This is a genomic window from Acinetobacter sp. 24-47-64, assembly GCF_057737055.1.
In genome coordinates this window covers 228,477-248,310 of record NZ_CM173215.1, presented here as the reverse complement: position 1 = coordinate 248,310, position 19,834 = coordinate 228,477, and the positions used below count along the sequence as shown (strand labels likewise).

At 37.1% G+C, this 19,834-nt stretch carries 19 protein-coding genes, 3 tRNA genes and 1 pseudogene; 10 read left to right on the top strand and 13 right to left on the bottom strand.

All coding sequences use genetic code 11. From position 1 onward, the window contains the following. Nucleotides 1–56: 56 nt before the first annotated feature. Nucleotides 57–1,067, top strand: coding sequence for an AraC family transcriptional regulator (locus tag AC1M85_RS01170; RefSeq protein ID WP_488213389.1), 1,011 nt, complete (start codon nucleotides 57–59; stop codon nucleotides 1,065–1,067). A 39-nt stretch (nucleotides 1,068–1,106) separates the two neighbouring features. Here the strand turns inward: AC1M85_RS01170 and AC1M85_RS01165 are convergent, their stop codons facing one another. Beyond that, the gene (locus AC1M85_RS01165; protein ID WP_488213388.1) at nucleotides 1,107–1,352 is read right to left on the bottom strand and encodes a hypothetical protein; all 246 of its coding nucleotides are present in this window, start codon (nucleotides 1,350–1,352) and stop codon (nucleotides 1,107–1,109) included. A 72-nt stretch (nucleotides 1,353–1,424) separates the two neighbouring features. Further along, nucleotides 1,425–2,468 (bottom strand): DNA/RNA non-specific endonuclease, encoded by a 1,044-nt coding sequence (locus tag AC1M85_RS01160; protein ID WP_481591881.1) that lies wholly within the window; start codon nucleotides 2,466–2,468, stop codon nucleotides 1,425–1,427. A gap of 300 nt (nucleotides 2,469–2,768) precedes the next feature. On the opposite strand from AC1M85_RS01160, the gene AC1M85_RS01155 reads away from it, so the two are divergent. After that, nucleotides 2,769–3,131 carry a hypothetical protein gene (locus tag AC1M85_RS01155; protein WP_228133254.1) on the top strand — a complete coding sequence of 121 codons (363 nt, stop codon included), beginning with the start codon at nucleotides 2,769–2,771 and terminating at the stop codon, nucleotides 3,129–3,131. Nucleotides 3,132–3,202: 71 nt separating this feature from the next. Here AC1M85_RS01155 and AC1M85_RS01150 read toward each other — a convergent pair whose 3' ends face one another. After that, a complete protein-coding gene (locus tag AC1M85_RS01150; RefSeq protein ID WP_092766472.1) occupies nucleotides 3,203–5,083 on the bottom strand; it encodes a potassium transporter Kup in 1,881 nt (626 codons plus the stop codon). 123 nt (nucleotides 5,084–5,206) lie between these two features. On the opposite strand from AC1M85_RS01150, the gene AC1M85_RS01145 reads away from it, so the two are divergent. From AC1M85_RS01145 to AC1M85_RS01135, 3 genes are all read left to right on the top strand, one after another. Continuing rightward, a tRNA-Ser gene (locus tag AC1M85_RS01145) sits at nucleotides 5,207–5,297 on the top strand. A 207-nt stretch (nucleotides 5,298–5,504) separates the two neighbouring features. Then, complete coding sequence (locus AC1M85_RS01140; RefSeq protein ID WP_035267585.1) at nucleotides 5,505–5,732, top strand: hypothetical protein; 228 nt, start codon at nucleotides 5,505–5,507, stop codon at nucleotides 5,730–5,732. 177 nt (nucleotides 5,733–5,909) lie between these two features. Next, nucleotides 5,910–5,985, top strand: a tRNA-Thr gene (locus AC1M85_RS01135). 49 nt (nucleotides 5,986–6,034) lie between these two features. Here the strand turns inward: AC1M85_RS01135 and AC1M85_RS01130 are convergent. The 3 genes from AC1M85_RS01130 to AC1M85_RS01120 all read right to left on the bottom strand — a co-directional run bounded on the left by AC1M85_RS01130 (nucleotide 6,035) and on the right by AC1M85_RS01120 (nucleotide 9,499). Further along, nucleotides 6,035–6,874 carry a methyltransferase domain-containing protein gene (locus AC1M85_RS01130; protein ID WP_488213387.1) on the bottom strand — a complete coding sequence of 280 codons (840 nt, stop codon included), beginning with the start codon at nucleotides 6,872–6,874 and terminating at the stop codon, nucleotides 6,035–6,037. A gap of 8 nt (nucleotides 6,875–6,882) precedes the next feature. Beyond that, a complete protein-coding gene (locus AC1M85_RS01125) occupies nucleotides 6,883–8,181 on the bottom strand; it encodes an FAD-dependent oxidoreductase (protein ID WP_481591878.1) in 1,299 nt (432 codons plus the stop codon). A gap of 448 nt (nucleotides 8,182–8,629) precedes the next feature. Next, nucleotides 8,630–9,499 carry a pirin family protein gene (locus AC1M85_RS01120; protein WP_035267590.1) on the bottom strand — a complete coding sequence of 290 codons (870 nt, stop codon included), beginning with the start codon at nucleotides 9,497–9,499 and terminating at the stop codon, nucleotides 8,630–8,632. Between the two features lie 300 nt (nucleotides 9,500–9,799). On the opposite strand from AC1M85_RS01120, the gene ycaC reads away from it, so the two are divergent. Beyond that, a complete protein-coding gene (ycaC, locus tag AC1M85_RS01115) occupies nucleotides 9,800–10,426 on the top strand; it encodes an isochorismate family cysteine hydrolase YcaC (protein WP_035267592.1) in 627 nt (208 codons plus the stop codon). A 122-nt stretch (nucleotides 10,427–10,548) separates the two neighbouring features. Beyond that, on the top strand, nucleotides 10,549–11,472 hold the full coding sequence (locus AC1M85_RS01110) for a LysR substrate-binding domain-containing protein (protein WP_035267593.1): 924 nt from the start codon (nucleotides 10,549–10,551) through the stop codon (nucleotides 11,470–11,472). 45 nt (nucleotides 11,473–11,517) lie between these two features. Here AC1M85_RS01110 and ahpC read toward each other — a convergent pair whose 3' ends face one another. From ahpC to gigD, 7 genes and pseudogenes are all read right to left on the bottom strand, one after another. Then, nucleotides 11,518–12,081 carry an alkyl hydroperoxide reductase subunit C gene (gene ahpC, locus AC1M85_RS01105; protein ID WP_035267594.1) on the bottom strand — a complete coding sequence of 188 codons (564 nt, stop codon included), beginning with the start codon at nucleotides 12,079–12,081 and terminating at the stop codon, nucleotides 11,518–11,520. Nucleotides 12,082–12,500: 419 nt separating this feature from the next. Beyond that, nucleotides 12,501–12,995, bottom strand: a complete 495-nt coding sequence (locus AC1M85_RS01100) for a flavin reductase family protein (protein WP_035267597.1) — start codon at nucleotides 12,993–12,995, stop codon at nucleotides 12,501–12,503. Between the two features lie 112 nt (nucleotides 12,996–13,107). After that, a pseudogene (locus tag AC1M85_RS01095) lies at nucleotides 13,108–13,541 on the bottom strand (uroporphyrinogen decarboxylase/cobalamine-independent methonine synthase family protein); the annotation flags it as partial. 365 nt (nucleotides 13,542–13,906) lie between these two features. Then, entirely contained in the window at nucleotides 13,907–14,128 is a 222-nt protein-coding gene (locus AC1M85_RS01090; RefSeq protein WP_035267598.1) for a hypothetical protein, read from the bottom strand. Nucleotides 14,129–14,670: 542 nt separating this feature from the next. Continuing rightward, complete coding sequence (locus AC1M85_RS01085; RefSeq protein WP_035267602.1) at nucleotides 14,671–14,883, bottom strand: cold-shock protein; 213 nt, start codon at nucleotides 14,881–14,883, stop codon at nucleotides 14,671–14,673. Nucleotides 14,884–15,124: 241 nt separating this feature from the next. Further along, nucleotides 15,125–15,201: transfer RNA gene (locus AC1M85_RS01080), tRNA-Met, on the bottom strand. A 514-nt stretch (nucleotides 15,202–15,715) separates the two neighbouring features. Then, nucleotides 15,716–16,168, bottom strand: a complete 453-nt coding sequence (gigD, locus tag AC1M85_RS01075; protein WP_092766480.1) for an Lrp/AsnC family transcriptional regulator GigD — start codon at nucleotides 16,166–16,168, stop codon at nucleotides 15,716–15,718. A gap of 141 nt (nucleotides 16,169–16,309) precedes the next feature. Between gigD and kynU the strand changes: the two genes are divergently transcribed. From kynU to AC1M85_RS01060, 3 genes are read left to right on the top strand one after another with little or no spacing between them, the layout of a single operon-like run. Next, a complete protein-coding gene (gene kynU / locus AC1M85_RS01070) occupies nucleotides 16,310–17,563 on the top strand; it encodes a kynureninase (protein ID WP_481607224.1) in 1,254 nt (417 codons plus the stop codon). Nucleotides 17,564–17,603: 40 nt separating this feature from the next. Next, nucleotides 17,604–19,004: an amino acid permease gene (locus AC1M85_RS01065; protein WP_180028467.1), complete on the top strand. Its 1,401-nt coding sequence runs from the start codon at nucleotides 17,604–17,606 to the stop codon at nucleotides 19,002–19,004. Between the two features lie 17 nt (nucleotides 19,005–19,021). Next, on the top strand, nucleotides 19,022–19,771 hold the full coding sequence (locus tag AC1M85_RS01060; protein WP_481607223.1) for an alpha/beta hydrolase: 750 nt from the start codon (nucleotides 19,022–19,024) through the stop codon (nucleotides 19,769–19,771). Nucleotides 19,772–19,834: the final 63 nt, after the last annotated feature.

Sequence of the window (19,834 nt, the reverse complement as noted above, 5' to 3'; positions counted from 1 at the left end):
CAGGCTTAATAACTCATCGTGATTTCAATTGATAAAACAAGAAAAGTATTAATCACATGCAGCAGATAAAGGATTATTCAGGCTCGGTTCATGGTGGACTTGGACATCTCTTACATAATTATTGTGAAGAGAACGGTCTCCCTATTTCTGCAAAATTGGCAAGTATTCAGCAAGCCGAACGCTTTGACTTTAGCATTTGGCGTGAAATATTAAATGAAATTTATGAAGTACACCCACAACCTGCGTTAGGGTTAGAAATTGCTCAATGGGTCAAACCGCAACATTTAGGCATTATCGCGTATATCGCTTTATCATGCGATAACCTAGCAGAAGCACTCACCCGTTATCATGAATATCATCGTTTAATTTATGATGGTACACCTCTCGCCGTTGATCTGGAGCAAGGCGTATTTAGCGTACGTTGGGAAGATTTGCCGATGCATTTGTCGACACAAATCACGGATGAAATTGCGATGGCATTATTGGTTGAATTTCTAAAACGTTATGCGGGTATTGAGCATTTACATATTCAAGAAATTCACTTTCGCTTTACAGCACCAAAAAATATTGCGATTTATGAGCGTTTTTTTCAGAGCAAAGTAAAATTCTCTCAGCCTCATGTCAAGCTTACTTTTCCAAGCCAGCTCCTACAAGCACCGATTAAACAAGCTGATCAAACTTTACAAAAACTCCTGATGCAGCAAGCTCAAGATTTGTTAAGTCGACTCCCCAATAACACACAAATCGATGAGCGGTTACAGCAAGCCATTCTGATTGGAATCCAAAGACACAATTATCAAATTCAAACTGTCGCAGAACAAGTGGGAATGTCCGTCAGACAACTTCAGCGCCATTTACAAAATCAAGGTGATACCTATCAGCAGCGCGTTCAAGAAGTTCGCAAACTTCTAGCGATTCAATATCTACAAGATCCTTATCTCAGCTTGCATGAGATTTCGTTATTGCTCAGCTATTCAGAACAAAGTGCATTCCAACGCGCATTTCGTCAGTGGATGAAGATGACGCCCCAGCAGTGGCGTATTCAACATCATATTCGCAGTTCATGATTGTCAATCTAAATCATCATTCTAAAGATGATTGATGAATCACAAGAATGGATTTTCTATTTCATTCTCAGCCGTCGTTTCTATTTTTTCTGCTAAATTTTGTTGATCTTCTAAGTAGATGACCATTGCATCTAAATATTGTTTTAACGCTTTCGCAGCGGCTAAACCGGTTTGATCTTTGGTGATTTGCAAGTTGCCATAAATACTCACACGATCAAGATCATTTTCAAGCGTCAAGTCATGAATCGAATGTGACTCAGTCCCATTTTCAAAAGGCTTAAACATGGCAAATCTCTTTAAGTTTATAAATATCAATCCCTGAAGATAAATGAATCTTCAGGGCGAATTCGAGCTTTTTTATTTAAGGATTTGTAATAAATATTGCAACAACGCTTGAACCAACTCTTTCACGATTGCATCTTGTGCTTGTTCATCAATCTTAGCCTCTTGATTCGTTACGGTTGTATTAACAGGTACGCTTTGACTACTAAACTCTTTTTGCAGCGCTTTGAGTTGATCTGTTGAGATATCAACTGCACATTGGCTTTCGGCATCCCAGTGCGAATACTCTATCGCTTGTTGGGCTTTGACCTGATTGGCTTTTAATGGCAATTTATAAGTATTACGCTTTTGCTCAGATGTAAGTTGAGGAAACAGATTCATGCCAAGCACTTCTTCTAACTGGCATACACTGACCACTTGCATCTGTAGTGAATTATTGTTGGGAGCGTAATATGCGCCAATAGCACCTGTTTTAGGTATATATACGGCTTTAAACACCGCTGTTGGAACAATAACACCGCGTCCAATGGTTTTCAGTTTTTTGCCACTATATACAGGCCCGGTAATCACATACACATCATGTTTCTGCTTCGTAACGATTGCACGTGTCGCTTCCTCAATTTCTCGCCAGATTTGTTGGTTATTCTGCGGAGCTTGAGGAACCATATTGGCTAAAGAAAAACTGTCGTACTGTGCAGCTTTATTTGGCATATCAGCATTTGGAGCCATATGACCACGGTCATATCCCGACCCACGATAATCTGATAATAATGCTCGATGCTTTTCTGCTACACGAGTCTCCTCATGGAAACTGTCTTCTCTTTTTATTTTTTGGCTCAGCCGATCTGGATTCAGATATTCAGCTACCCATAATGGTGTTTTTGAGACACCAGAATACATAGTGGTGAATCCATTAAAGCATAATGGGTAGCGATCTTTATTTAAGCTCTCTTTGATTAAATAAGGTGGCTCTTGGCGATAAAATTGATTTAGACAAGCTGTATTATTAACCGAACCTGAAAATGGCAGATATGAAGACAACTTTTCTTGACCGAAAGCAATTGCAAAGCTTCCTGCTGCAACAATACCTAATACAGCTTTTACCACAATATTATTCAAACTCAGATTACCTATTCATTCCGTGTTCAACTTCTGGCCCAATGCGTGGGCTTTATTCAAAACCGGCCACAGCTTAACAAGCTATGAATTTGAAGTACATCAAGTGAATTTTCAAGTGAATAAAGGATCTTCGCATTCCGTTCAAATATCACTCAAAATAAGTAACAAATTGTTGTTTTTATAGAATAGTTTTTTAACACTCTTTAAGGTTTTACGTGTATTTGATTGAATTACATCAATTACTTGTGAGATGCTATAAAAGTTATTTAGTAAATTAAAAGAATTGAAAGTGAGGACACTATGAAATTAGCACATACTTCTTTGACAGCATTAGTAATGGGTTTATCTTTGGCAAGTGCAAGTGCATTTGCTGAGCCACCAGTTCAAGCTGGCGAAACTTTGGAAAGCCTTTCTAAAGCTAAAGTCGTAACAACAGTTAATGGTCAGCCTGGTACTTTACAAGAAGTATTAGCTAATGGTCAGATGAAAGTTATTTCTGAAGGTGCTACAACACAAGCGCCTGCTGATGCGAAAGCGCCTATTGGAAACTTACCACCTGCTGAAGCAGAAGAAACTGCTCCTCAAGCACAAACTGCAGTTCCAGCTCAACCTGAAGTAAATGCAACTGAAGAAGCGCCTGTAGAAGCACCAGCGGCTGAGTAATGTATTAGACTTAATAAAAAAACCGCCTTTGAGGCGGTTTTTTTATATCCAAAATTTTAGCAAACGCTTACTCAGATTTCGATCTGGCTTCCCATTTCGACCACGCGATTTGGTGGAATTAAATAGAAATCACTCACAGGACTGGTATTCCGCTGCATTGAAATAAATAATTTTTCACGCCATGGCGCCATTCCTTCTCCCACGGTATGAATCAGACGATCACGTGAAATAAAGAAACTAATTTGCATCATATCAAATTCAAAATTTAACTGCTCATATGCCGCTTTCAGCGCAACTGGAATGTTGGGTTGGTCTTTAAACCCATAATATACAAAAATCCTAAAGAATCGATTATCCATCTTTTCTACACGAATTCTCTCAATATCAGGTACATATGGTACATCTTTAGTAATGACCGTAATCATCATATTACGTTCGTGTAGAACCTTATTATGCTTAATATTGTGCAACATCGCATGTGGAACGATATTGGGTGTTCCTGTGAGGAAAATTGCATCCCCAGGAACAATGAGCGTTTCATCACTCATCTTGACACTTTGAATGAAGAGATCAATTGGTAACGCATCAGACTCAAGCTTATTAAGTACGATTTGACGACCATCTTTCCACGTCATTAAAACAGTAAATACAATTGCACCAATCAAGATCGGCACCCATCCACCACCAACAATTTTTAAAGAAGTCGAAGCAACAAAAACAAGGTCAATGATCAATAAAGGCACGGCAAAAAGCGCTACTTTCCAAACAGGCCAGCGCCAAACGCCATAAGCTAAAATCGAAATTAAAATCGTACCGCATAGCATCGTCATGGTCACTGCTACACCGTAGGCACTGGCAAGATTTGCACTATTTTCAAATAATAAAATGAGAATAATGACTGAAATAAATAATACCCAGTTGATGAATGGGACATAGATTTGTCCTTGTTCAACATCAGAGGTATGTTGCACGGTTAAACGCGGTAAATAGCGCAATTGAATCGCTTGATTGACCATTGAGAATACGCCCGTAATCACCGCTTGAGACGCAATCACGGCAGCAGCGGTTGCAAGACCAATCATTGGAAATAAAGCCCAATCAGGGACTAACAGGTAAAATGGGTTCTCAATTGCATTTGGGTCTCGTAAAAGTAAAGCACCTTGACCCGCATAGTTAAAAACTAGACTTGGCAATACAATCACAAACCAAGCAAGCTTAATGGGCATGCGACCAAAATGTCCCATATCTGCATATAGTGCTTCACCCCCCGTCATCGTTAAAATGACGGCACCCATCGTGAGGAATGCAACAAAAGGTTGATTGATGATAAAGCCAAATGCCCAGTGCGGACTAATCATTGCCAACACGAACGGTGTTTGCATAACACTCCATAAGCCTAATAGTCCAATAGATGCAAACCACAATAATGTGATTGGTCCAAAGAACTTACCCATGGTCGCCGTGCCGTGGCGCTGAATTAAAAACAGTGCTGTTAAAATACCGACGGCCAATGGTAATAACCACTGATTAAACATCGGAGTCGCAATACTTAAACCTTCAATCGCGGATAAAATAGAAATTGCTGGGGTAATAATGCCATCACCAAAAAAAAGTGATGCACCGATAAAGCCCAAGGCAATGAGATAAATTTTGCGCTGATCTGCAATACGGGTTGAACGTAGATTTAAGGCAAGAAGCGACATAATACCGCCTTCGCCATTGTTATCTGCCTTCATAATGACTGAGACATATTTAAAGCTGATGGTGAGCATCATGCACCAGAAAATGAGCGACAAAATGCCCAGAACGGTTGCCTCAGTAATTGCAATATGAGCCGTAAGGAAGCATTGACGCAATGCATACAGAGGACTGGTTCCAATGTCACCAAACACCACCCCTAATGCTGCCAATGTTACCGCAGGAAGTGCGGCTTTTTTTGCAGTGCTTTGCATATTTTAGTCTTCATGCATTCGACAGAATTTTTCGGCAATCATATCACTGGCTAAAAACTTTTTCTTTAAATCAATTGTTTCAACTTGGCATCTGCTTTTTTTTTAGTTATCATCGCACGCCTTGGTGAAGTGTCCGAGTGGCTGAAGGAGCACGCCTGGAAAGTGTGTATACGTTAATAGCGTATCGAGGGTTCGAATCCCTCTTTCACCGCCAGAATTTAAAAAACCGAATCTCATGATTCGGTTTTTTTTCGCCTAAAACTTCGCTTTTGGCACGTATCTCGCTTCATTTTACTGTCATCAACATCATGTTAAGTTAATAAAAACAATACTTAAGGAGCTGAGCAACCTAACAACGTTATTCAAATAGATGATTTTTGCACACCTATTTAAATATAGAACCTGCTATTCCGGAGATAATATGAATAACAGCGCCAACTATGTAAAACAAATTAAAAATGCAAAACGTGGTGGCTACACACCCACTATCGCTAAAGATGTGAATAAACACAAAATTCAAAAAGCGCTAAGATTAATTGAGCAATGGAGAAAATTAGCACAAGAGTTAAAACCTCAAATGCAATTTGATATGGCTTATACTCTTGAAGAGTGTGCACAAGACCTTGATCGTATTCTAAAAAACAAATAGCTGATCCTATAAAATTTTCTCAAGATGCCTGTACACGCTATGACGGGCATCACTATAAAATGAGGAGAAAAGACGATCAAAAATAAAGCAAAAACAATTCATCCTGCTCAATTTTAATTAATCGATTAATTTTTGACTTGCGTTTTAGTGAAAAAACGCTATTATTCTCTCCACGTTGCCGGCATAGCTCAGTTGGTAGAGCAACTGACTTGTAATCAGTAGGTCCACAGTTCGAATCCGTGTGCCGGCACCATTTTATACTTAGCCTCGCTTTTTAGTGAGGCTTTGTTGTTTTTGATGATTTATTTTTTACTTGCACTCACTTGTACATATCGCACGATCCCCTCTTGATAAAGTTTCGCACACAACTTTGCTGTCATCTTAATTTTTGCTAAATCTAAAACGTGATACGAATGAGCTTGGATGTTATTTTTAAAAATATCACTCTGAATATACGTTACAAATCCTGCAAATACCTCGTGACTCAAATCTTGAATATGTATATCTCTAAAACCCGTTTGCACTAAGATTGATTGCATTTCATCGAATGAGTGCAAATGGTTCAGTTGAACGTCAGCTGCTTTTAATAATAATTTAACTTTCAATTGCGCTAGAGGACTCAAAGTATAGAACTTTGAATTCAAAGCAAGATAATGAAATGCTAAGCGTCCTTTTGAATTCAAAATACCATCTACAGAACGAAGAAATAAATTCAAATTACTGTGATAAGCAGCATCGATGCAAATTGCCGCATCAAATTTAAATTCAAATGATCTAGATTCTAAATTTAAAAATGTTCCCTGCGAGATCCGATTGACATGAGGTAAAAACTTACGCGTATGATTTACATAATATTTTTGTAATTCAATTCCTTCCAAGTATTCGATTTGAAATTTTTCTTTCCATAAAATTAAGCTAGCACCTTGCCCACAACCTAAATCAATTAATTTATCTTTTGAATTTAAATCGATAGATTGAGCAAGGGTTATTGCGAGTAACTCGCAGGCTTGTGGATAATTCAGCTGGTCAGTTTGCCATAGACCTAAATTACTCCAAGCACAATTACGGTGATCCCCCAATAAAGCTGCATTGATCGCATATTTATGTTGAGGTGCTTTCATCCATGCTTGGAGCTTCTTCATTCAATCCCTTAATATCCTAACTCTGGTGCAACTTGTACCTTAGGCTTTAAACCTAAAAATGGTAACGGCGCATCAAGTAATTTTGCTATATCCATTGCTGAAGTCACCGCTGACTCCAAAATTGGCAATCCATCACATGACCAAGAACCACAATAAAATACTTTGCGACCTTGTTGTTGGTGACGAGCACTCAACTCATGGGTTAGTGGTAAAGTATGACGATCTACAACAGCTCTAGTGAGCTTCACTTTATGTATTACTTTTTTAGGATCAATCTCAATTACTGGATTCCAAGTTTGAAAAACAGGAGATTTACCCACTAATGTTGGCTCAATCGAATTCAGCCAAACAGTGAAATGCTGTTTAGTAAATTTACGATCCATCATATAACTCAATACGCACCAATCTTTACGCTTCACAGGCATTACCACTGAATCAGTATGAATGACCAATTCACCATCAACAAACTTAAATTGTTTGAGAAGTGCAATATCATCCGCAAACTGTTCAGCATCTAAAAACTCATGAACTTTTGTTGTTGGTGTCGCGACAATCACGCGATCAAATAAGTCAGATTCACCTGCTTCATTTTCCACATAGACTAAATCACCCTGCTCTTGTACACGAGTAATGGGCTGCCCACTTCTTAAATCGATATCTTCCAGCAATTTATCAACGAAAGCTGGAGTCCCACCTTGAATTCGAAGAAGTGCATCTCCATCCGTCAGTTGGCGTAAGAAAATCAACAATGGTTTCGCTGGCCATTCACCAATTGTTTTGGCATCACATGTACAAATGGTAAATAGGACAGGCATGACTGCCCCATTCCAAAATACTTCTTCTATTTGGTTATATTTAACGAACTCATCTAAAGTGATATCTTGATTTTTAGATTTAAAAAACTGCTTCAATGCAGATCTAAGTTGTAACATCCCTTTCACTAAACGGATGCCATATTGCTTTAATCCTTTTCGATTGTTAATGATTGGAAAGTTGCCTATGCGTGAACGTGATGTTGTCAGCCAAGTTTCGATTTTATCTTCAAATAACCAGCTACATGACATATATGTACGTACTGGAAAAGTGTTGAGACCCAAATGTGTGGCAAGACTCAATGTATTTTTCCAGAGCATTGGATTCATGACACGTAATGGCGAATCAATAATCCCACCTTCATACTCAAGACTATAACTATCCATACCACGCCCTGGAAGCGCCTCGAAAACTGTGATCTGGTGACCAGCATCCTTGAGAATTCTCGCAGTTGCCAACCCTGCCATACCACTTCCAATCACTGCAATTTTCAAAATTATGATCCAAGCATTAAAAATTTTTTTAATTATGCGATAGAACACTTTGAAACTTGCTATTAAAAACTTCCAGATTTTATTTGTTTTTGATTAATTTTTAATCAAATAAATTTACGTAAAATTCTTGCTACACTATTCGTCATACGCTAAATATTTAATACACTTGTATTTTTTAAGAAATCAAAAAATATGTTTAAAAACAAAATAGATATTTTCACCAATAATTTAATTTTTTAGTTTACAGCTTAAAAAAAATGCATTATCATTGTTTTGAAAATGAGAACTACATCACATTAATAAGAAGCACAAATAGAATGTGATCTAGAAAATAAATATAAATTACAGCGTATAAGGACCTCTGTTGTGTGGGATAGAGGTCCTTTATTTTTTTAAAATGATGATCACAAAAAAAGCGGAAATGATATTTCCGCTTTTGGCGTTCCAATTAACGTGCAATTTCACCAAATTTACCATTATTGAAATCATGAAAAGCTTGAATGATTTCTTCTTTGGTGTTCATGACGAATGGTCCATGCCCTTGAATTGGCTCATTTAGTGGCTCACCTGTAAGCACTAAAAATTGTGTATCTTTATATGCTTGCAATTGAATTGCTGCCTCACCATCACGAGCAAACATCACAATTGAACTGTCTAGAACTTTTTGAGTCCCATTAATTACGAGTTCACCATTCAACACTACAACCAATACATTGTGATCTACAGGAACATGTATGAATGTTTCATACTCAGCTTTAAGCTGACCATCCCACACATTTATTGGAGTAAATGTTTCAGCAGGACCATAATGACCACCAAACTCACCCGCAATTACACGGATGTGACCAGCATCATCATCCATGGTAATTGTTGGAATATCATGAGATGTGATCGCTTGATAACGTGGTTGAGTCATTTTATCTTTGGCTGGTAGATTGACCCAAAGCTGTGCCATTTCAAGAATTCCACCTTTTTGAGCAAATTCAGGAGAATGAAACTCTTCGTGAACCAATCCAGCCCCAGCAGTCATCCATTGCACATCTCCTGCCTCGATAACACCACCACCACCACTGGAATCCTTATGTGCCAAACCACCTTGGTAGGCGATAGTCACTGTTTCAAATCCGCGATGAGGATGTGAACCAACACCTAACTGACGTGTCGTTGGCTCAAAGTGATGTGGTGCACCATAATCTAATAACAAAAAAGGACTAAGTGCTTGACCTAAGCGATCATAAGAAAATAAGTTACGCACTGGCAGACCATCACCAACCCAATGTGTATGTTGGTTACGATAAACCCCAATTACTCTTTTCATCTTTTACTCCTATATTCGATAGGATGAACATGCGCTCATTTTAGACTTTGCACAGAAAATAAAAAGAGCTTTACTGCCACACAGATTCCTATTTTTATGATTATAACAATCTAAATTAATTCATATATGTGACTATTCACTGAAATTTGGAATTTATGATTACAATATTCCTATTAATAAGACTAATTATCCTAAAAATGGTCACAAATTTATCTCATTTTCAGTCTAATATAACTGGTGACTGAATACGAGTTCATTGATACGTATTCACACTTACTAACATCATAGAGGCTAATAATAATGGGCAAACCTTACGTTCGTTTAGATAAAGATAATGCAGTAGTGCTTTTAGTCGATCACCAAACAGGTCTTCTTTCTCTTGTACGTGATATCGATCCTGATAAGTTTAAAAACAATGTTTTAGCACTCGCAGCAGCAGCAAAATACTTTAACTTGCCGACAATTTTAACAACAAGCTTTGAAGATGGTCCTAATGGTCCACTCGTTCCAGAATTAGTTGAAATGTTCCCTGATGCTCCATATATCGCGCGTCCAGGTCAAATCAATGCTTGGGATAACGAAGATTTTGTAAATGCTGTTAAAGCGACAGGTAAAAAACAACTGATCATCGCTGGTGTTGTGACTGAAGTATGTGTTGCATTCCCTACACTTTCAGCTCTTGCTGAAGACTTTGATGTATTCGTGATTACTGATGCATCTGGTACATTCAACCAAATTACGCGCGATGCTGCATGGAACCGCATGTCTCAAGCAGGTGCTCAACTTATGACATGGTTTGGTGCTGCAGGTGAGTTACATCGTGACTGGCGTAATGATATCGAAGGTTTAGGTGCTTTATTCGGTGAGCATATTCCTGACTATAAAAACTTAATGGTTAGCTATGTAAAGAACACCACTAAAAAATAATATTTAATAAAAGCGACCTTTGGGTCGCTTTTTTTTACCATATTCAAAACCCAAGATGATTTCTTGAACGGCTTAGTTTAACCTATGCTTAAACTTTATCAGATCAGGCGTCGAGGTGAAAATTGCATTCATTTGATGACTATTACTATTTTTATTTGGTCGTTAAATACGGCGGTTTCAGTGCTGCTAGTGACGCGTCAAATATAACTAAATCAAAGCTTAGTCGACGTATTTTAGAACTCGAAGCAAAATTTAATGTCACACTCATTCAACGTTCTACTCGCCATTTCAAAGTAACGCCTTTAGGTCAAGAATTTTTTCAAGAATGTGAAAAAGTAATCAACCAAGTTGATTGCGCTCATAATGTTTTACTTAAACAGAAAAGTGAACCTCAGGGTCTAGTTAAAATTAGTTGCCCACCCGTAATGATGCGTTATCAAATTCGCTCTTTACTCAATGATTTTTTGAAGCGCTATCCAAAAGTTCAAGTCGAGATGGAATTAACCAGCCGACGCGTAGATGTATTGCACGATGATATTGACTTGGCGATCAGAACTAATTTTTCTGCCAATGAAGACTCCACCATCGTGGTTCGTGATGTCATCAAAACCACTCATTGTTTAGTGGCAACCCCTGAGCTTTTACAGGGTCGCGTTTTAGAATATCCAACTGAAATCAATGATTTTCCAACAATTGTTTTAGGAACTCAAAAAACACACTATCAATGGAATTTGCACCGAATTGAAGGGCATGATCTCATTGAAATTCCATTACAACCACGTATTAAAAGTAATGATTTGGCTGGTGTGTATTATTCAGTGATGGATGGATTAGGTATTGCAGATCTACCTTATCTTACAGTGCAAAAGGATTTGGCAGCAGGACGGCTTATACACATCTTACCTGACTGGTGCTCAAATATAGGGACTGTGCAACTCGTTTATGCATCACGTAAAGGACAACGACTCGTGATGGAAAAACTCATCGACCACTTGGTTGAAGGTTTACGACAAGCAGCACAAAATCAAGAAGGTTATGCCTCTTAATAAAAAACCAGCACATCGTGCTGGTTCTTTACTTTTCAACTTAATTTAGATCTTACCTACAAGATCGATTGATGGTGCAAGTGTAGCATCACCTTCTTTCCATTTCGCAGGACATACTTCGCCTGGGTGGGCATGAACATATTGAGCCGCTTTCACTTTGCGAAGAAGTTCTTGAGCATCACGACCAATACCACCTGCATTAATCTCTACAATTTGAATTTTTCCTTCAGGATCAATTACAAATGTACCACGATCTGCCAAACCTTCAGATTCAATCAATACATCAAAGTTTTTAGACAATGTCCACGTTGGGTCACCAATAAGTGGATACTGAATTTTACCAATCACATCTGAAGTATCATGCCAAGCTTTATGTGTGAAATGAGTATCTGTAGATACACCATAAATTTCTACACCTAACTTTTGGAATTCAGCATAGTTATCAGCAAGATCGCCTAATTCTGTTGGACATACAAATGTAAAATCTGCAGGATAGAAAAAGACAACAGACCATTTACCTTTAAAATCTTGCTCAGAAACTTCAATGAACTCACCATTTTGATAAGCAGTTGCATTGAATGGTTTGACTTCAGTATTGATTAAACTCATGTGTTTTCCTCTATTTCTTTGTGAGAGTGTTGCTTCGTTGAAATAGAGAATACAAAATATGATTGGATTGGTAAAACCGAAAGTATTTATAAAAACAATCGAATTTCTAGATTTAAAAGTTAATATATTTCTTTAAGAGAATAAATTAAATATAAAACACTGATTTTTTTTAAAACTTATTTAATTGGTTTCAAATTTTTGAAAATAATACTTTTCTTTTTTCATCCCAAAGAGAAAGATCATTCACTCTGTATGACCATAAACGATTCGAGTAATATCCATTGGGTTTAACCTCACACTATGAAAGCTCACTGTTCGAGGCTTACGATTCACCATCTTTCCCAAGATCATTAATCAAACGCTGATCTATTTCTATAATCATTATAAGAAACGATTGAAAATCTTGCTGCTCTAGCTCATTAAACTTCCTCTTCTGCACTCACCTGATGATAAGATCGATTAAAATAGACAAGACTTTCCTCTTGCGAGCTTTGTTGAATGGCTACAACTCGGCAAATAAAAATACTGTGTGTGCCCACTCGTTGAATTTGCTCAATCTCACAATCAAAACTGACTAAAGCGTCCTTTAAGACCGGGCAACCTGTTTTCAATTTACCCCATTGGGCTAATCCAAAACGTTGTTCTGCACTTAATTGACTCGATGCAAAAGCATTTGAAAGAGACTCATGTTGAGAACTGAGCACATTGACAGATAAAACTTTGTTCTCAATAAAATACTGATGAGATCGGGATGATTGATTCATACACACCAAAAGCGTAGCAGGTGAATCAGTAACGCTACATACAGCAGAAGCCGTGAAACCATGCTGTCCTGTTTCACCAGCTGTTGTAATAATATTGACTGCAGTGGTTAATAAAGACATTGCGTTTCTGTAGTCTGAAGCTTCAACCATTTTTCTCTTCTCAAATATAAATTGCTAAACTCGTGCGAACCTAGGATATAGGTGATTGCACAGATGATCCATCTTGAATGTAGAAAATAAACTCAGCTAAAGCACTAACTTCTTAGTTTAAGATCGCTGAACCCATACTTAAGGCTTCAAGTTTGTCACGTCCCACGTGACGAGACAGTGGTATCATTCCACAGTGGGTTGAAGGGTATAGCTTATCAGCATCGACAAATTGCAAAACTTTACGCAAAGTGTTCACCATTTCGTCAAGTGTTTCAATTTGATTGGTTGCCACATCGATTACACCGATCATGACTTTCTTCCACGAATCAGTTCAATAAGATCCATGGATATATGTGAGTTTTGCACTCTAGAGAAATGATGCCCCAACTTAGATTTTTGTAGTATCGGGAGTGACGTTTCAAAAGGACACCGTTCATTACTCAAAGTTTGTTTCCCATTTTTATTATCTTTCATAGAATTACTTTTACAAATATGTATGGCGGTTTCACATTTCAAATTTTCAAGCGCTAGCTCAAGAATAGCAATTCTCTAGACAAATCAAAATTAACTTTGTATCAAATTACTCAAGGTCATCAATAGAAATAAATCAACTAGCGATCTAACGTCGCTCGAATTACGAGTCTAAAAGCTCTATGATGAACTGTGCTCAGATTATTCACGGTATATTTACTTAAGACCAATCAAAATAATTCGATCAATAAACCTATCATGACTACCTAAAAAAAGAGCCTAGATAGTGAATCTAGGCTTCTCTTATTTTTATGCTGGGATACTTGCTACTATATCCTCTCGAGACCAGAGTCTGTGATTTTGTATCGCTTTCTTAAATTTATCTTGATGATCTTTAAAGGTTTTACTACTAAAAATAGCATCATTTATGAAAAATATTTTTAAATCATAATCTTATATAGATTATTAAATCCCAAGAAAAAAGATCGGCCATCTAAGTTTATTTCAAATACTTCACCTGATTCGACTTCAACTTGTTTAGAAACTTCTACAAGAATTTGCCCTCTCATCGTATTTTGAACTTTATGAAATGGGATAATGTTAATTCGAATGGTTTCACCATTCACTGCTTTTGCTGTAGTCCAGCCATTAGAGATATTCATTTTCACTTACTCATTAATGAGCTCATGTAAAATTAAAAATAATATTAAATATTTAAATCGAGAGTATGGATTCTGATATCGAAGAGGCTCAAGCCTATAATTCAAATTACAATTTTACATTAGCATGTATTTAATTATAAAAAGCCCACAATGAGATTGTGGACTTCTAAGATCGGCATGGTGCGAGTTCATGCTCTGCGTTAACTGTTTAGACATCATAGATATTAAAATCTATAAATTGAGAATACGCAATTCTAAGTTCTATCTAAACACTTCCGTTTCGCTTACGGATTCGATCAACAACGATTATACCATAAAAAATACTTTATGGTTTAATTTTAATATTTAAATGAGCTGATAAATTTTACCAGTATTTAAACTATGAAAATTTAAATCAAAACTAGGTCTTATATTTTCATTATTAACAGTGATAAATTTAATATTTATTTGAGATAAGTTCGAAGCATGCTGCGAAGTATTAAATGTACCTATCACTGCATATTTAACTTCAAACTGATCTTTCACCTCAATTAATGAGGTGTTCATGAAATAGCTACAATATCACTTGCTTGTAAGCCACGCTGACCTTGTTGCACAACAAATTGAACTCGCTGTCCTTCGACTAGATTCTTGAAACCATTTGCTCGAATTTCACTAAAATGAGCAAATACATCTTGACCATTATCTACAGCGATAAATCCGAAACCCTTAGTTTCGTTGAACCACTTAACAGTACCAGTTGTTAAATTAGACATCATTTATTTCCTATATTATGTAATGAATAATTAGAAAATAATTTTGAAGATAGACTTTTAATAGAATGAAAGATGTAATTAATATCAGATCAAAATAAAATTAGTAAACAATAAAATTATAATTCTAGAAAACCAATATAACACATATTTAATTGATTTATTGATTCAATTTTCTTTAATAAAAAAACCTAACTACAGATCGACCGCAATTAGGTTGTAAACTTTTAAATTAGTTTTTAATTGGTAGCGGGAGCTGGATTTGAACCAACGACCTTCGGGTTATGAGCCCGACGAGCTACCAGACTGCTCCATCCCGCATCAACAAGTGCATTTGTACGCTAATTTGAGATATATAGCAATCTAAATAATTTATTTTTATCAAAAACTATAAAATCATTATCGTTACTAGATAAATTATTCAGATAATTCTGTTTTAAATTTTTGATGTAAAGACCTATACAAATTGAGTTTAAATTTTTCATTATTTAGTAATAATGTCGACTCTTCAGCCCAAGTAGCCTTTCCCACATCTAAACCAGAATGATTCAATGCCCAATCAGATATATACCCATAGATAAAAGAGTTATCAGCAAAGACCCATTTTACGATCTTATTTTGTTCATTCAGAAACACCTTATATGTAGGTAATGAACCAAAAAAACTAAATTTAGTGTATATATATTTGTAATGTTCGTTCATAGAATTATTTTAAAAAAAAGATGGACCATAATAGCAGTTTTATGTGTTTTAACTCATAAAAAAACATCGCTTGTAAAATCAATTCGAGGTTGATTTTAAAATACGGATTCACTTTTCATAAAAAAATTAATGATCACATGAAGGTCTTCTCGATCACTTTTTCAAGAATAATTTTAGAATTAATGTTAGCTATGCCTTTAATTTTGTTTAACTTATTAATAATAAACTGGGAAAACCCATTTAAATCTTTGGTGGCCACAAAGAGAACGTAATTCGAATCCCCTGTAATGATAAAAGCATTGATCACTTCATCAAAATTACGAATCTGACTCAGAAAGTGCTGATGATCTGATTCGGTCAGCTGATTGAGTTTAATCTCGACAATCGCCTCAACTTGAATACCCAATTTTTCATAATTAATTTTTGCTTGGTATTTTTCGATGACTCCATTGTTTTCTAAAATTTTGACACGTCGATGACATGCTGAAGCAGAAAGATTCACTAAATCTGCCAATTCTTGATGACTTAGTCGTGCATTTTGTTGTAATAGTCTTAAAATTTTATGATCAATGAGGTCTAAATTCATTCCTAAATATCATCCTGATTTTTTATATTTAATTCGAATACTATCCAGTTTTCATGCAATTTCAAGCATAATTATCGGATAAATATGAAAAAATGCCGTGATAAAATCGAATGAAATAACACGGACCGAGTTAGGATAAAAATGATTACCTTAGATCAATGCAAAGCATGGGATGCTGAAGACGAACTGAAACATTTAAAAAATGAATTTGCTTTACCTGAGAATACTATCTATCTAGATGGAAATTCCCTTGGTGCACGCCCTAAATCTGCTTTAACACGTGCTCAAGAAGTGGTGAGCCAAGAGTGGGGGGAAGATCTCATCAATAGCTGGAACAAAGCGGATTGGTGGGGATTATCGACTCGGTTAGGTGATAAGGTGGCTCAGCTCATTGGGGCAAATCCAGGCGAAACGGTGATCTCTGATTCAACCACACTCAACTTATTTAAAGCACTCTCTGCTGCTGTCAAAATCCAAGCTGAAATCGCTCCTGAACGTAAAGTGATTATTGCGGAAAAGGACGTCTTCCCGACTGACCTCTATATTATTGAAGGTTATATTGACCTTGTTCAAAAAGGCTACCAACTGGTTTTAATCGAACATCCTGATGAATTAGAAACCATTCTGAAAGCCCATCAAACGGCAGTTGTGGTGTTGTCACATATCAATTACCGCTCAGGATATTTCTATGACATGGAACAGGTCAACCAAACGATTCATCAATATAACGCTTTGGTCATCTGGGATTTATGTCACTCTGCAGGTGCTGTGCCAATCGATTTAAACAAGACCCAAAGTGATTTTGCCGTAAGTTGCACATATAAATACCTTAATGGTGGACCAGGTTCTCCTGCTCTCATCTGGGTAAATGCAAAACACCAAAATAAATTTTGGCAACCTCTTTCAGGATGGTGGGGGCATCAACGTCCTTTTGATATGGCTGATCACTACGAGCCAGCTCAAGGCATTCGTCGTTTTTTATGTGGCACACAAAGTATTTTGTCCATGAGTTTGATCGAATGTGGTTTAGATGTGTTCTTAAAAACTGACATGCAAAAGATCCGAGAAAAATCTCTAAATTTAACAGATCTCTTTATTCAATTGGTTGAACAGGAATGTGCTGAATTTGGTTTTGAGTTAATTACACCAATCGATCATTTACAGCGTGGTAGTCATGTGAGTTATTGCCATGAACACGGTTATGCCATTGTCCAAGCGCTTGTTGCACGTGGTGTGATTGGAGATTACCGAGAGCCAGCCGTGCTCAGATTTGGGGTCACACCTTTGTACCTAAGCCATGAAGACATTTGGCATGCTGTTCAACATCTTAAACAAGTGATGCTGAATGAAGAATGGAAAAATGAAAAATATTCGGTGCGAGGTCAAGTAACTTAATTCAGTTACTCACTTTATATCACCATGGCCAGGAGGGCTTATGAGTAACTTCGATAAAATTCAAACACGCGAAGCAGGATTACATAAAAAATTAACCGCTAAACAAATGGGCATGATTGCAATAGGCGGTGCCATTGGCACCGGTCTATTCATGGGTAGTAAATTTGCCATTAGTTTTGCAGGACCTGCTGTCATTCTAAGCTATGCGATCGGCGGATTAATTGCTTTTGCACTAATGGCTTGCTTGGCAGAAATGACTGTACAACACCCCACTTCAGGCTCGTTTGGTGCTTACGCTGAACATTATATAAATCCACTTTCTGGTTTCTTAGTTCGTTATAGCTACTGGGCATGTATCGTGTTGGCTGTAGGCACAGAAATTACCGCCGTGGCTGACTATATGAAACTTTGGTTTCCTCATGTCGGTTCAGGTATTTGGATCGTGTTTTTTTCAACCGTACTTCTCGCAGTAAATGCTTATAGTGTCAAAGCATTTGGCTTAGTTGAATATTGGTTTTCGACGATCAAAGTGTTTGCCATCATTGTGTTTATTCTGTTGGCAATAGGTATTTTGACGCAAGATCCAAATCCTCATCAAGCGCTAACTCACAATCTCACTGCACATGATGGCTTTATGCCAAATGGATTTAAAGGTGTTTGGATTGGTGTCATTATTTCTATTTTTAGTTATCTCAGTATCGAAATGATCGCGGTTGCTGCAGGTGAAGCCAATGATCCTGAAAAAGCAGTTAAATACGCTTTCAAAAGCACTGCGATTCGCTTATTTCTATTTTATTTACTATCGCTGAGTTTAATTGTCACTCTCGTTCCATGGACTCAATTGATAGCACCAGGTGCAACCAGTCCTTTCGTGTCTGTTATGCAAATTGTCGGCATTCCTTTTGCTGATCATATTTTAAACTTCATTGTGATTGTGGCAGCACTGTCCGCAATGAACAGCATGTTATATATCTCAACGCGTATGTTATTCAGTTTGTCACGTTCAGGAGATGCACCTAAGCTGTTTGGTAAAATTCGTAAAAATGGGGTGCCCATCAATGCCTTGCTACTTTCGGCAACAGGTATTGCCGTGGCGAGTATTGTTTATAGCATTAATCCCGAATCAGCATTTCCAATCATGATTGCACTGTCCATGTTTGGAGCTTTATTTACTTGGGGGGCGATCTTTGCCACACACTATTTCTTTAGAAAGAACTTAGCAAAAAATAATATCCACCTCAAATACAGCATTCCTGGTAGTCGATATATTTCCTTTATTGGTTTGTTTGCAATTCTTGCAATCACGCTTACCACATGGTTTACGCAAGAATTTAAATCAACTCTCCAGTTTGGCGTGCCTTTTATCGTGATGTTAATCATTTTCTATCAAATGAAGAAATCATCGTTAAAGCATCAATTAACTGAAAATGAACAAGCCTAGTAAAGGAGCTGTAAATCATGCTCTATGACAACTCGAAAACTGTGGTGGATGAAAATCAGATCTTGTCTGATTTTAAAAAAATGAGCCAAGCAACTTATGAACAACACCATCATATTGCCGATTTACAGTATGACTTTCAGCGAAGATCTACACTGGATTTTTTCCCCACGCCTGTTGCCACCAATACTACTGTTATTTTTATACATGGTGGTTATTGGCAATGGTGTGAAAAAAGGGATTTTGCCTTTGTTGCTGAATTTGTTTTAAAGCAAAATGCTCAATGTGTGTTGGTTGAATATGATTTAGCACCTCTAAGTAGTTTAAATCTGATTAATCTACAAATTCGCAAAGCGCTCGATTATATCCACAAACAAACTTGGATCAGCTCCAATGTCATTGTGGTTGGGCATTCTGCCGGTGCCCATTTAGCTGCTTTAAATTTAGATCACCCCCTGATTGGTTCAGCAGTATTACTCAGTGGGATCTATGACCTAAAACCGATTCAAGAAACACATTTAAACAAGGCGCTAAATTTATCTGAGCTAGACATTAAAAACTTAAGTCCAGTTGAACATTCTACGCACTTTGCTAAGCCCTGTACGATTGCGTATGGACTCGATGAGTTACCAGAACTGAAATGGCAGAGCCAAAAATATTATCAAATTCGACAGCAACTAGAGCCTGAATTCACGCATCTATTGAGTTTTGTAGACACTAACCACTACTCCATTTTGGAACGATATTTTAAATCGACAATGACCACCTAATTTCTACTCAGCTTTAATCAGCAGAATCACCAGCTTAATTTATATTTAGTCACACGGATGTTA